The organism is Rhizobacter fulvus, assembly GCF_964020785.1.
Genome location: NZ_OZ224516.1, coordinates 2227387 through 2240243, shown reverse-complemented (window position 1 = coordinate 2240243; position 12857 = coordinate 2227387). Strand labels below are relative to the sequence as shown.

The 12857-nt window shown below is 69.1% G+C and carries 9 protein-coding genes; 2 read left to right on the top strand and 7 right to left on the bottom strand.

The annotated features are described in order from the left end of the window. Window positions 1-50: 50 nt before the first annotated feature. The 7 genes from ACWH49_RS10605 to gabT all read right to left on the bottom strand — a co-directional run bounded on the left by ACWH49_RS10605 (window position 51) and on the right by gabT (window position 9963). The gene (locus ACWH49_RS10605; RefSeq protein ID WP_448171430.1) at window positions 51-776 is read right to left on the bottom strand and encodes a glycoside hydrolase family 19 protein; all 726 of its coding nucleotides are present in this window, start codon (window positions 774-776) and stop codon (window positions 51-53) included. A gap of 85 nt (window positions 777-861) precedes the next feature. Continuing rightward, window positions 862-1857 carry a C45 family autoproteolytic acyltransferase/hydolase gene (locus ACWH49_RS10600; protein ID WP_448171429.1) on the bottom strand — a complete coding sequence of 332 codons (996 nt, stop codon included), beginning with the start codon at window positions 1855-1857 and terminating at the stop codon, window positions 862-864. Then, window positions 1857-3317, bottom strand: coding sequence for a biotin carboxylase (locus ACWH49_RS10595; RefSeq protein WP_448171428.1), 1461 nt, complete (start codon window positions 3315-3317; stop codon window positions 1857-1859). The genes ACWH49_RS10600 and ACWH49_RS10595 overlap by 1 nt, the downstream gene beginning before the upstream one ends. Further along, complete coding sequence (locus tag ACWH49_RS10590) at window positions 3314-6214, bottom strand: aminotransferase class I/II-fold pyridoxal phosphate-dependent enzyme (protein ID WP_448171427.1); 2901 nt, start codon at window positions 6212-6214, stop codon at window positions 3314-3316. The genes ACWH49_RS10595 and ACWH49_RS10590 overlap by 4 nt, the downstream gene beginning before the upstream one ends. Window positions 6215-6300: 86 nt before the next feature. Continuing rightward, window positions 6301-7164, bottom strand: coding sequence for a carbon-nitrogen hydrolase family protein (locus ACWH49_RS10585; protein ID WP_448171426.1), 864 nt, complete (start codon window positions 7162-7164; stop codon window positions 6301-6303). An 8-nt stretch (window positions 7165-7172) separates the two neighbouring features. Next, window positions 7173-8633, bottom strand: a complete 1461-nt coding sequence (locus ACWH49_RS10580) for an NAD-dependent succinate-semialdehyde dehydrogenase (protein ID WP_448171425.1) — start codon at window positions 8631-8633, stop codon at window positions 7173-7175. Window positions 8634-8643: 10 nt separating this feature from the next. Further along, on the bottom strand, window positions 8644-9963 hold the full coding sequence (gabT, locus tag ACWH49_RS10575; RefSeq protein WP_448171424.1) for a 4-aminobutyrate--2-oxoglutarate transaminase: 1320 nt from the start codon (window positions 9961-9963) through the stop codon (window positions 8644-8646). 114 nt (window positions 9964-10077) lie between these two features. Between gabT and pdxR the strand changes: the two genes are divergently transcribed. Both pdxR and ACWH49_RS10565 read left to right on the top strand, forming a co-directional pair. Beyond that, entirely contained in the window at window positions 10078-11592 is a 1515-nt protein-coding gene (gene pdxR, locus ACWH49_RS10570) for a MocR-like pyridoxine biosynthesis transcription factor PdxR (RefSeq protein WP_448171423.1), read from the top strand. A 70-nt stretch (window positions 11593-11662) separates the two neighbouring features. Continuing rightward, the gene (locus ACWH49_RS10565; RefSeq protein ID WP_448171422.1) at window positions 11663-12850 is read left to right on the top strand and encodes a pyridoxal-phosphate-dependent aminotransferase family protein; all 1188 of its coding nucleotides are present in this window, start codon (window positions 11663-11665) and stop codon (window positions 12848-12850) included. The last annotated feature ends 7 nt before the right edge of the window (window positions 12851-12857 follow it).

Sequence of the window (12857 nt, the reverse complement as noted above, 5' to 3'; positions counted from 1 at the left end):
CGCCCGGCGAACCCATGCCGCGCTTCACCTCACGTGCACGGGCCCGCGACTCAGGCCGTGCGGCGCGACGCCGCCTTCTTCGCCGCGACGGGCCGGGCGGCCTTCCTCGCAGGCACCTTCTTCGCAGGCACCGTCTTCTTGCTCGCCGCGCGCCGGCGAGCGGGCGCCTTCGCGTCGGCCACGATCGCCTCGTACCCGCGACCGAGCGGCGCTTCCCTCGGCGCGGCGCCGACGCCGAGGACCCCGAGCGCCAGCGCGTAGTAGCGCTGACGATCGGCCAGCCCGTTGGTGCCGCCGTTGATGCGCTTGGTGATCGCGACGAAGTCGCGCACGTCGGCCAGCTCGTTCAGGCCGTTCTTCTGCCAGTAGAGGCCCGCGGTCGCGAACGCGACGCCGGGCGTGGCCGCGAGCGCCGGGTCGCTCGTCAGGTCGAGGCCGAGCAGCGCGCCGTATTTCTCGTAGTTGAAGCGGCCGGTGATCTGGATCGGCCCGCGCCCCTTGAAGCGCTTGCCGTCGCCGGCCTGCGTGTTGCCGAGTCGCTTGGCCAGATCACTCGGCGGCTCGTAGCGGCGCTGCGCATCGGTCGGGCCCCAGATCTCCTCCATCCAGCGGAACTCGCCGGACTCGTGCGCCAGCTGCGCGACGAAGGCCGCGATGCGCAGCGGGCCGTCGATGCCGTGCGCCTGCATCGCGGCGTCGAGGTGCGGCAGGTAGAGCGCCCGCTTCGCCGCAGCGAGGTTGGGCATGATCTGCTGGAGCTGGGCGTCGGTGAGCATCGCGGGTCCCCTCGGCCGGTGCGGGCCGCCGGGCACTATGACCACGCCCCACCGCCGACGGAATCCCTACTGTGAAGTCACCGCTTCACTCGGCAGGCCGGTACGCGATGCGACGCTCGCCCTCCTCAAAGTTGTCGAGCGACTGGGCCCAGCGCTGGTCCGGCCACAGCAGCTCCACCTGCCCGCTGCGCGGGCGGTACACCGCGCCGTACAGCGTGCCGTAGCCGCGCAGGTAGGCCGACTGGAACAGCGGCGCACGCAGCAGCGCCCCGGTCGCCTCGGTCAGCGAGCCCGGGCTGTCGATCTGCGCCTGCAGCGCGCCGCAGCGCTCCACGGAATGGGTCGCCCGTGCGTGCTCGGGCCACTCCACGCGGTGCTGGAAATTCGTGACGACCCGGTGGCGCGTCACCTCGGTCGGCCGGTCTGGCGCGACGAACACCGTGGCCCAGTCACCGGTGCCGTCAAGCAGCGTGACGCTGTAGCTCATGCTGACCGGCACGCGCTGCAGGATCGCAATGGCCTCCGCGGTGCTGTGCGACACATCGAGCACGTAGCGCAACACCAGCGGGATGCCGAACCCGGTGCCCGAGACCGTGCGCCCGCCGAACGACAGCGCGGCGGCGAGCCCGGCGTCGTTCAGGCCATCGAGCGCGCCCCACAGGCAGTCACCCAGCGCCGCCACGCGCTGGCCGTTCCAGCGGGTCGCGAGCCAGCTGCCTTCGAGCAGGCCGGGCGCGAAGTCGTAGTTGCGCAGCAGCGCGGGCTCTTCGTTACCGAGCGGGTCGACCCAGATCGCCTGCGAGCAGCCGGCGATGTAGGGCGGCGGACACCACAGCGACAGGAAGCGCGCCTCGACGTCGCCGCCGCCGGCGAGCGCGACCAGCCTCTCCCAGGTCGGCACCAGCTCGGGCATGTGCTCGCGCAGCGCGCGCCGGCTCTCCAGGTAGCTCGGCCGGCCGACCGCGCCGCTGCGCAGGAACCACGAGCGGTACGCCGGCCACAGGCGCTCGAACAGCGCCTGCCATTGCGGGCCGGGCGCGTCTTCGATCAAGGTCTTGAAGGTGACCGAGATGTCGGCCATCAGAGGATCTTGAACGAACCCGGCTCGGGCGCCAGCGCGTGCTGCGTCGTCACGATCGGCTTGCCGTCGTAGTGGCTCTTGATGCCGCGGATCCAGTCGCGGGCGCGGATGTTCAGGCGGAAGTTGTCGTCCATCGAGCGCCCGCGCGTGATCAGGATGCCGAGGTCGGCGCCTTCGTAGCGGTAGTCGCCCGGGCCGGTGATGCGCATGAAGAAGGCCTCGCGCTCGCTGTCGATCGCGCGGCGCTCGTGGTCGTAGCGCTGGTAGCCGATCGAGCCGTCCTCGTTCATCTTGTAGATGCCGGTGGCCGGCGCGCGCGTGACCTGGTCGACCTTGTCTTCGGTGTACTTGATGACGACCTGGGACCACGAATCGATGAAGTGCGACTGCGCCCAGCGTTCGTTGATCTCCTTGACGTTCAGGTCGAACGGCGCGCCCGAGAACTCGAGCAGGTGGAACAGGAACAGCGGCGCGTCGGCATACGCGAACGCGGCGTGGTTGGTCATCGGGCTGGCGCCGCAGATGCGCGGGTTCAGCTCGCCCAGATACACCTCGCCGTTGTCCTGGTCGATCAGGAAGTCGAGGTCGAAGTAGCCGCGGTAGCCCTCGGCCAGCAGCTGGTTGCCGAACTTCTCGGCCATGTCGCGCGCCTTCTGGCGCACGCCCTCGCTGAACGCGCCGGGGAAGACCTCGTTGCCGCACCAGCCGCCCTTGTACGGCGTCAGCTCCTTCGCGCCGACGACCTCGGTCAGCAGCGGCCCCACCAGCGTGCCCGACTGCGTGGCGCACGCTTCGAGCGTGGCGCCGCGGCAGTTGATCCGCTTCATGATCTTCACCTCGGGGTCGTTGACGATCTCGTCCTTGTGCTTGTTGAACTCGTCTTCGTTGGAGATGAAGAAGGTGGTGTGGCCCGAATCGCCGAACGCCGACTGCACGACCAGATCACGCCCGAGCTTGTTGCGCTCGGCGATCTGCATCAGGTGCTCGTAGCTGTCGACCTTTTCCAGCGCGTTGGGCACCGAGAAGACCCCGGCCTTGTGGCCGATGCGCACGGTCTCCATCTTGTTGTCGCAACGCTGGCGCAGCTTGGCGGGCGGGAACCAGATGTCGAGGCCGATCTCCTTCGCGAGCGCCTCGGTCTTCTCGTCGAACATCAGGAAGGTGCCGACCGGCTTGCCGCCGCGGCGCTCGATCAGGTCGACCACGTCCTTGTGCTGCAACAGGTAGTTGTTGATGTCCTCGATCGACTCGAACTCGGCGTGCGGCGCCTCGCCCGGCACGAACACGTTCGGGTGCCGGCCGTCGAAACAGTCGATGTAGCTGATGTAGCGGAAGCGGTTGACCCAGCGGTCGACGCCTAGCAGGTTGAAGTTAGTCGCGCTGATGAAGTAGATCGGCCGTTCGTTCGTGTGGAACATCAGCTTGAGATCGGAGACGTTCCTGACTTTGTTGATGCTCATGACTGGACTCGCGTGGTGGCTGGGGTGGCGGGGGTGATGCCTTCTTGGACTTCGACGGTCTCGGACACGGTTTGCGAACCGCGCTCGACCGGGAACGCCGCGCGTCCGGTCGCGGCCAGCGCGGCGCGTGCCGCGGTGGCCTCGGCGACGCGCCCGAGCGCCTCGTCGTTGAAGATGCGAAAGCCCAGCTCGGGGCGGAAGCCGTGGATCTCCTTCACGTCGAGCGCCTGCATGAACTGCAGGATCTCGGCGCTGATCACCTGGCCCGGCACGAGGATCGGGAAGCCCGGCGGGTACGGGATCACGAACAATGCCGAGACCAGCTCGCGCCCCCCCTTGATTGCCTGCGCGGCCTCGTTCATGCCGATGTACTCGCAGTTCTCGTCGTCATACGAGAGAAAGAATGCGCTGCGGATGTCGCCGTCGCGCGTCTGCGCCCGGCCCTCGACGCTGCGGCCGCGGAACGCGAAGTGGAAGCTTGAGAAGTCCGGCAGCGGCGGTTGTTCCAAGGTCAGCGAACGCACGCGCTTGTCATGGATGCGGCGCTCGATCGCGCTCATGTCGGCCACGCGCTTGTCCACGTCGCGCGCGATCTTGACCAGCACCTCCAGCAGGTAGGCCACCGCCGAGCGCGTGCTGCCGATGTTCGTCATGAACAGCACCGTGTTGCGCGAGGTCTTGTTGATCTGGATGCCGTACTTGTCCATCAACTCCTTGTTCTTGAAGGTGTCGCCGTCCATGCCGGTCAGGCCGATGTAGAGCGTGGCGCGGGTCGGGTCCATCGCGAACTCGTCGGTGCGCCAGGCCTGCTCGAGGTTGTTCCAGCCGCTGTCGACGTTGTAGTAGGTCTCGACCCCCGACTCGCGGTACTGCGGCGGCACCAGGTCGCCGACGCGCATGAAGCGGAAGTACTTGCTCAGCAGCGGGTGGTTCAGCACCTGCTCGCGCAGCGTCATCGCGAGTTCGAGCTGGCGCTGCACGAGTTCGTAGCCTTCGAGCTCGACCTGGCGGCGGCCGACGTCCAGCGACGCGAGGATCTGGTAGTTCGGCGACGTGGACGTGTGCGTCATGTAGGCCTCGTGGAAGGCTTCTTCGGCCTTGTCCTTGAAGTCCTGGTCCCACACATGGATCATCGAGCCCTGGCGCAGCGCGGTCAGCGTCTTGTGGGTCGAGTGGGTGGCGTAGACGCGCACGCGCGCCTTCTTCGGGTCGGGCAGCAGGCGGGCGTTCAGCACCTTCTCGTCGTCGCCCCAGGCCGCGTCGTCGAAGCCGGCCTTGAACTCTTCATAGCGCTTCGCGTAGGCCGGGTCGGCAAACAGGTCGGCGAGCTTCGCGGCCGTGGCCATGCCGGTGCGCTGGCGGTAGATCGGGTGGCAGCGCGCGAACGCGAACCAGGCCTCGTCCCACAGGAACACCAGGTCGGGCTTGATCGCCAGGCACTCCATCATCACGCGCTCGACGTCGTAGACCACGCCGTCGAAGGTGCAGTTCGTCAGCAGCACCATGCGAACGCGGTTCAGCGTGCCGGCCTTGAGGAAGTCGAGCAGCGTCTGCTTGATGTGGCGCACCGGCACGGCGCCGTACATCGAATACTGGTCGAGCGGGTAGGAGTCGAGGTAGGTCACCTGCGCGCCCGCCAGCACCATGCCGTAGTGGTGGCTCTTGTGGCAGTTGCGGTCGACCAGCACGATGTCGTCGGGCCGCACCAGCGCCTGCACGACGATCTTGTTGCAGGTGCTGGTGCCGTTGGTTGCGAAGTAGGTGCGCTTGGCGCCGAACGCGCGCGCCGCGTACTCCTGCGCCACCTTCAGCGGGCCGACCGGGTCGAGCAGCGAATCGAGCCCGCCGGAGGTCGCGGACGTTTCGGCCATGAACAGGTTCATGCCGTAGAACTGCGCCAGGTCGCCGATCCAGTTCGAGTTCATGATCGACTTGCCGCGCGCCAGCGGCAGCGCGTGGAAGACGCCGGTCGGCTGTTTGGCGTACTCGCGCAGCGCGTTGAAGAACGGCGTCTTGTGGCGTTCGCCGACGCCTTTCATGATCGAGCTGTAGAGCTCGATGTGGTCTTCCTCGCGGAAGAAGATGCGCTTGAAGATCTCGCCAGCGCGCGCCGCGATCTCTTCCACGTTCACATCGGTGACGAGGTACAGATCGAGCTCGGGCCGCAGCTGCGCGATCTGCCGGCCGAGCAGCGGGCCACGCTCCGATTCGGCGAGCTTCTCGATGCTGTTGTCCACGCCGTCGAGAAAGCGCCGCAGCATGTCGTTGTGGTACATCGAGCGGAACGGGAACCCGTGCCGGATCACGACCGCCTGCAGGTTGAAGTTCACCAGCGTCGCGATCAGCGCGTCCTCGAAGCTCGGCACGATCACCACGTCGAACATGAAGTCGTCGTCGGGGTTGCGCTTGCTCTGCACGCGGCGGCGCAGCGCCTGCTCCTCGCCGGCGCTCATCTCGTCGACGATCAGCACCTCGAAGTAGGGGCGCGACAACTGCTTCTCGCGCTCGCTGTCGGTCTCGATCTGCGAGGGCAGGTCGCCCTCGGCGTCGATTGCCGCTGACTCGTGGCGGTACGTCTGCGCCGCCAGCATGCGGTGGATGCGCCGGGCAGCCTGGTGCGCGCGGGCGAGTTCACCGCGCTCGATCCAGTTGCCGAGTTCGCCGAACACGCGGCCGCCCGGAAAGGCCCAGTAACTCTCGATCGGCGCGAGCGCCGCGACGACCGTGCGGACGCGCGCGAGCGTGGGCTCGAAGTCGGCATGGGTGCGCGGCAGCGTGGCGAGTCGGCCCAGGTCGTCGACCAGGCCGATCCAGCCGTCGGCACGCATCTCCCAGACGCTGCGGTGCCGGCTCAGCGAGTCGGCGGTGTGGCTGTTGACCACGTCGGCTTCTGTCATGTCACCTCCAATGAGCACGGTGTTCGCGTGGAACCCGGCTTCGTGTTGTCGCCTGTCGGCGCGGGGAAATTAGAAATCAGGAAAGGTCAAAGGGGCTTGGTCAGCGGCCCGAGGGTGTGCAGGAATGCCTGGGCCTCGCTGCCCTTTCGATACACGTCGAAATCGCAGTCGCGGTCGCGGAAACTCTTCAGCGGCTGGCCAAGGTTGCTGCGCAGCCCCTGCTCGCGCTCGCGCCGCACGAGCGCGAAGTCGACCGCGACCGGCACGATCTCGGCGCCCACCTGCGACTGGTGAATGACGTTGCCCGACGGGTCGCAGACGATCGAGCGGCCCACGCCGCCGTCGCCGACGCCGTTGATGTCGAAGAAGTACACCTGGTTCGTCACCGCCGAGGCGCGCGCGATCGCGAGCTCCACGTCGCGGTCGATCGTGTCGGTCATCGTCGGGTGCAGGATCACCTCGGCGCCCATCGCGGCCAGCGTGCGCGTGGTCTCGGGGAACCACATGTCGTAGCAGATCGAAACGCCGAAGCGGCCGGCGCCGGGCACGTCGAACACGCAGAACCCGGTGCCGCCTTCCACGTCCCTTTCATACGGACGGAACGGGAACAGCTTGCGGAAGCGCCGGATCACCTCGCCCTGCGGGTCGATCACCGAGGTGGTGTTGTAGACCTTGCCGTCGGCCTGCTCGAACAGCGAGCCCGGGATCAGCCACAGCCCGGTTTCGCGCGCCAGCGCGCACAGGCGCTGCTCGGTCGGGCCGGGCAGCGGCTCGGCCTTCGAGTGCTTGGGGCCGAGGGCGGCGAGCTCTGAGAACAGCACCATGCGCACCCACGGAAAACGCACGCGGATGTGGCGCAGGTACGCGCCCATGCGATCGACGTTGTCCTCGAACGCCGAGACACTCATCTGCACGCCGGCCACCCCAAAGGTGCCCGCGGACGTGCTCACGGGAACGCTCACTTGTCCAGACCCCCGAGGCACACGTACTTGACCTCGAGGAAGTCGTCGAGCCCGTACTTCGAGCCCTCGCGGCCCAGGCCCGATTGCTTGACGCCGCCGAACGGCGCCTCGGCCGTCGAGATCAGCCCGGTATTGACGCCGACGATGCCCGATTCGAGCTGCTCGGCGACGCGCATCACGCGGCCGATGTCGCGGCTGTAGAAGTACGCGGCGAGGCCGAACTCGGAGTCGTTGGCCAGCTCGATGACCTCGGCCTCGGTGTCGAACGCGAAGATCGGCGCGAGCGGGCCGAAGGTCTCTTCCTTCGCGAACAGCATGTCGGACGTCGCGCCGCCCACCACCGTCGGCTCGAAGAACAGGCCGCCGAGCGCGTGGCGCTTGCCGCCGGTCAGCACCTCGCCGCCCTTGGCGCGGGCGTCGGCGATGTGCTCCTCGATCTTCGCGACCGCCTTGGCGTCGATCAGCGGGCCCTGATTGACGCCGGCCTCCAGGCCGTTGCCGACCTTGAGCGCCTTGACCTTCGCGACCAGCTTGTCGGTGAAGGCCTGCAGCACGCCGCGCTGCACGTACAGGCGGTTCGCGCAGACGCAGGTCTGGCCGGTGTTGCGGTACTTCGAGATCATCGCGCCGTCGACGGCCGCATCGATGTCGGCATCGTCGAACACGATGAACGGCGCGTTGCCGCCAAGTTCGAGCGAGAGCTTCTTGATCGTGTCGGCCGATTGACGCATCAGCGTGCGGCCGACTTCGGTCGAGCCGGTGAAGGTCAGCTTGCGCACGATCGGCGAGCGGGTCATCTCCCCACCGATCTGCGAGGCCGAACCGGTCAGCACCGCGAGCAGGCCCTGGGGCACGCCAGCGCGCTCGGCCAGTTCGGCGAACGCCAGCGCCGAGAACGGCGTCTGCGTCGCGGGCTTGACGACCATCGAGCAGCCCGCCGCCAGCGCCGGACCGGCCTTGCGCGTCAGCATCGCGGTCGGGAAGTTCCACGGCGTGATCGCCGCGGTCGTGCCGACCGGCTGCTTCAGCGCGAGGATGCGCTTGTCGTTCGAGGTGGCGGGAATCGTGTCGCCGTAGACGCGGCGCGCCTGGTCGGCGAACCACTCGATGAACGACGCGGCGTAGGCGATCTCGCCCTTCGCCTCGGCCAGCGGCTTGCCCTGCTCGCTGGTCATGATCAGCGCCAGGTCGTCGGTGTTCGCGAGCATCAGGTCGTTCAGCTTGCGCAGGATCGCGGCACGTTCCTTGGCGGGCACGTGGCGCCACTGCTTCTGCGCCTTGTCGGCGGCCTCGATCGCGCGCACGGTCTCTGCGGTGCCGCACATCGGCACGGTGCCGAGCTGCTCGCCGGTCGCGGGGTTGGTCACGGCCACGGTCTCGCCGCTGTCGGCATCGATCCATTGGCCGGCCACGTAGGCCTGTTGCTTGAACAGGCTGGGATCCTTCAACTTCAACATGGGCTGCTCCTTAAGCGGTCATCGCTGTCGTGAGGATAGCCATGCCTTCGTCGAACACCGCGTCCTGGATCGTCAGCGGGAACAGGAAGCGCACGACGTTGCCGTACACGCCGCAGGTCAGCAGCAGCAGGCCGGCCGCTTGCGCGCGGGTGACGATCGCCTTGGTGAAATCGGGGTCGGGCGTGCCGTCGGCCTTGGCGAACTCGACCGCCACCATCGCGCCCAGGCCGCGCACCTCGGCGATGCCCGGCACCTTGGCGCGCAGGCCGTTCAGGTGCGCCTTGAGCTTGGTGCCCAGCACCTCGGCGCGGGCGCAGAGCTGCTCGTCCTCGATCACGTCGAGCACCGCGTGCGCGGAGGCAATCGCCAGCGCGTTCGCGGCATAGGTGCCGCCCAGCCCGCCCGGGGCCGGCGCGTCCATGATCTCGGCGCGGCCGCACACGGCCGACAACGGCACGCCGCCGGCGAGGCTCTTGGCCAGCGTCATGATGTCGGGCAGCACGTCATGGTGCTGCATCGCGAACATCTTGCCGGTGCGCGCGAAGCCGGTCTGGATCTCGTCGCAGATCAGCACGATGCCGTGCTGGTCGCAGATGCCGCGCAGCGCGCGCATCAGCTCGGCCGGCATCACGTAGAAGCCGCCCTCGCCCTGGATCGGCTCCAGGATGATCGCGGCGACCTGGGTCGGCTCGATGTCCGACTTGAACAGGTTCTGGATCGCCTTGAGCGTGTCGTCGACCGAGACGCCGTGCAACGCCATCGGCGCCGGCACGTGGAAGATGCTGCCCGGGAACGGCCCGAAGCCGATCTTGTACGGCGCGACCTTGCCGGTCAGCGCCATGCCCATGTAGGTGCGGCCGTGGAACGCGCCGGTCAGCGCGATCACGCCGGGGCGGCGGGTGTGGGCGCGGGCGATCTTGATCGCGTTCTCGACCGCCTCGACGCCGGTCGTGAAGAACGCAGTCTTCTTCGCATGCGTGCCCGGCGTGAGCTGGTTCAGGCGCTCGGCCAGGCGCACCACGCTCTCGTACGGCACGACCTGATAGGCGGTGTGCGTGAAGTGATCGAGCTGGTGGCGGATCGCCTCGACGATGCGCGGGTGGCGGTGGCCGGTGTTCAGCACCGCGATGCCCGAGCCGAAGTCGATGTAGCGCTTGCCTTCGACATCCCACAGCTCCGAGTTCAGCGCGCGCTCGGCATAGATGTTGAAGCCGATGCCCACGCCGCGCGGGGTCGCGGCGACGCGGCGCGCGTCGATCTCGGCGTTCGTCAGGGCCTTGCGGGCGGCCGCCTGGATGCGGGCGGATTCGGTCTGGGTCGTCGTGTTCATGGGGCCTCCGGACGGGCACGCACAGGGCCCGACAAGCTGGTTCAAAGCGCGAGTCTAGGTCGGTCTTGGCCCTATGATTGGAACCAATCTTGGCCATTTCATAGAACCAATGCGATGAGTTTTGCATCCGCCCATGCCGCTCTTTCGCGGCGGCCCCAGGCCGCGGCGCTGCCCGACTTCGTGCTGCGCCTGTTCGACCCGCGGAGCACCGAGCACGACCACCGGCAGCTCTACCGGATCCTTCAGTCCGGCATCCGCGAGGCGGTGCTCTTGGCGGGATCGAAGTTACCGCCCACTCGCGCGCTGGCTCAGGCCCTGGGCATCGCTCGCAACACGGTTGTCCATGTCTACGAACAACTGGCGCTGGAAGGGTATGTCCAGGCAGGGGTTGGGCGCGGCACCTTCGTGGCCGCGGTCGGACCGCGGCTGGTCGAGCGCGGGAGCGCGCCTTCCGCCGCGACCTCGTTGACTCGGCAGGCCGCGCTGTCGCAGCGTGGCGGCAGGCTCGTCGCCGACGCCAGCGCCGCCCGGCTGCAATGGGGGGCGTTCACGCCCGGCGTGCCGGAGGTCCGGATGTTCCCGTCGCCGGTCTGGACTCGCCTGCAGGCCAAGGTCTGGCGCAGCGCGACCCCGCATCACCTCACCTACGCCACCGGCGCCGGCGATCCCGGTCTGCGCGCGGCGGTCGCCGAGTACCTGCAGGGCACACGCGGCGTCGGCTGCACGGCCGAGCAGGTCGTGATCACCAGTGGCACCCAGCAGTCGCTCCACCTGATCGCGCAACTCCTCGCCGACCCCGGGGACTCGGTCTGGCTGGAGGACCCGGGCTACTGGGGGGCGCGCAGCGTGTTCCGCGCGCTCGGGCTCAAGCTGGTGCCGGTGCCGGTCGACGCCGAGGGCCTCGCGCCCGGCCCCGAGCACCTGCGCGAGCCGCCGCGCGCGATGTTCGTCTCGCCGTCGCACCAGTACCCGACCGGCGCGCTGATGAGCCACGGCCGCCGGCGCCAGCTGCTCGACTACGCGGCGGTCCACGGCGTCTGGGTGGTCGAGGACGACTACGACAGCGAATTCCGCTACGGCGCGCGCCCGCTGCCCGCGCTGCAGGGCCTGGACGAACACGGCCGCGTGATCTACCTCGGCACCTTCTCGAAGACGCTGTTCCCGGCCATGCGCCTGGCCTACCTGGTGCTGCCGCCCGAACTCGTCGACCCGTTCGCGCGCGCGCTCAACGAACTCTTCCGCGAAGGCCAGACGCTGCAGCAGGCCGTGCTCGCGCGCTTCCTGGCCGAGGGCCACTACGCGAGCCACATCCGCAAGATGCGCGCGGTCTACAGCACCCGGCACGACGCGCTGATCGACGCGATCGGCCGCCACTTCGGCCGTGCGCTGCCAGTGATCGGCGGCGATGCGGGGTTGCACCTGGTGCTCGGCCTGCCGGATCACCTCGACGACCAAGCCGTCGTGCAGCAGGTGCTGCGCGCGGGCGTCACGACCCGGCCGCTGTCGCTGTACTCGATGCGCCGGCCCGCGCCATCGAAAGGCCTGCTGCTCGGCTACGGCGCCGTGCGCGAGGAGGAGATCGCGACGAACTTCGCGCTGCTGGCGCGGGCAGTCCAAGGGTTCCTGTGAGGAGCCGCGTCGCGAACGCCTTCCCACGCGCCCGCTACGATCACCGTCGCCTCCACTCGAATCACCCCGCATGAACCCGCTCACCCGCCTGCCCGGCCACCGCTTCCTGCATTCGCCCGGCCCGAGCCGCGTGCCCGACGAGGTGCTGCACGCGATGAGCCGGCAGCCGATGGACCTGGCCGATCCGCGCGTCGACGCGACGATCGCCGCGTGCGAGGCCGGCCTGAAGCGCCTGCTGCACACGGAGCACGACGTGTTCCTCTACGCCGCCAACGGCCACGGCGCGTGGGAGGCGGTGATCGCCAACCTCGTCGCGCCGGGCACGAAGGTGCTGATCGCCGGCACCGGCCACTTCTCGGAATCATGGGCGGTGCAGACCGAGGCGATGGGCGGCGTGGTCATCCGCACGCCGTGGGTCGAGGGCCTGCCAATCGCACCGGCCGACATCGAAGCCGCGCTGCGCGACGACACCGCTCGGGCGATCGCCGCGGTGTTCGTCGTCCACACCGACACCGCCAGCGGCATCACCAACGACCTGGCGGCGATCCGGGCCGCGATCGACCGCGCCGGCCACCCGGCGCTGTTCGTCGTCGACGTGGTCGCCTCGCTCGGCGCGGCGCCGTTCGACATGAACGCGCTGCGCGCCAACGTCGTGCTCGGCGCGTGCCAGAAGGGGCTGATGGTGCCGCCCGGGCTCGCCTTCGTCGCGGTCGACGACGCCGCGATGGAAGCGTCCCGCCGCAACCCGGCGCCCCGCTTCTACTGGGACTGGCGGCTGCGCCAGAGCCCGCTGTCGTACCGCAAGTTCTGCGGCACGCCGCCGCAGAGCCTGCTGGCCGGGCTCGAGGCGTCGCTCGCGCTGATCGCGCGCGAAGGCGAAGCGGCCGTGCTGGCACGCCACCGCCGCCTGGCCGATGCGGTGCACGCCGCGGTCGCGCGCTGGAGCGAGGCCGGTGCGCTGAGCTTCTTCGGGCAGGTGCCGGCGTCGCGCTCGGTCTCGGTGACGACGATCGCGGTCGCCCCCGGCGTCGACCCGGAGGCGATGCGCACCGTCGCGCGCGAGCGCTTCGAAGTCGCGATCGCCGGAGGCCTCGGGCCGCTCGCGGGTCGCGCGTTCCGCATCGGCCACCTCGGCGACATCAACGCCGCGATGGTGCTGGGCGCGCTGGCCGGCGTGGAAGCCGCGATGGCGGTGCAGCGCATCCCGTTCGGGCGCGGCGGCGTCGAGCAGGCCGTCGCCAGCCTCGCCGCCGACTGAGCGGCCG

Bases quoted from the DNA above. Each gene is read 5' to 3' on its own strand.
- ACWH49_RS10605 (WP_448171430.1), bottom strand. From the start codon at position 776: ATGCTCACCGACGCCCAGCTCCAGCAGATCATGCCCAACCTCGCTGCG.
- ACWH49_RS10600 (WP_448171429.1), bottom strand. From the start codon at position 1,857: ATGGCCGACATCTCGGTCACCTTCAAGACCTTGATCGAAGACGCGCCC.
- ACWH49_RS10595 (WP_448171428.1), bottom strand. From the start codon at position 3,317: ATGAGCATCAACAAAGTCAGGAACGTCTCCGATCTCAAGCTGATGTTC.
- ACWH49_RS10590 (WP_448171427.1), bottom strand. From the start codon at position 6,214: ATGACAGAAGCCGACGTGGTCAACAGCCACACCGCCGACTCGCTGAGC.
- ACWH49_RS10580 (WP_448171425.1), bottom strand. From the start codon at position 8,633: ATGTTGAAGTTGAAGGATCCCAGCCTGTTCAAGCAACAGGCCTACGTG.
- gabT (WP_448171424.1), bottom strand. From the start codon at position 9,963: ATGAACACGACGACCCAGACCGAATCCGCCCGCATCCAGGCGGCCGCC.
- pdxR (WP_448171423.1), top strand. From the start codon at position 10,078: ATGAGTTTTGCATCCGCCCATGCCGCTCTTTCGCGGCGGCCCCAGGCC.
- ACWH49_RS10565 (WP_448171422.1), top strand. From the start codon at position 11,663: ATGAACCCGCTCACCCGCCTGCCCGGCCACCGCTTCCTGCATTCGCCC.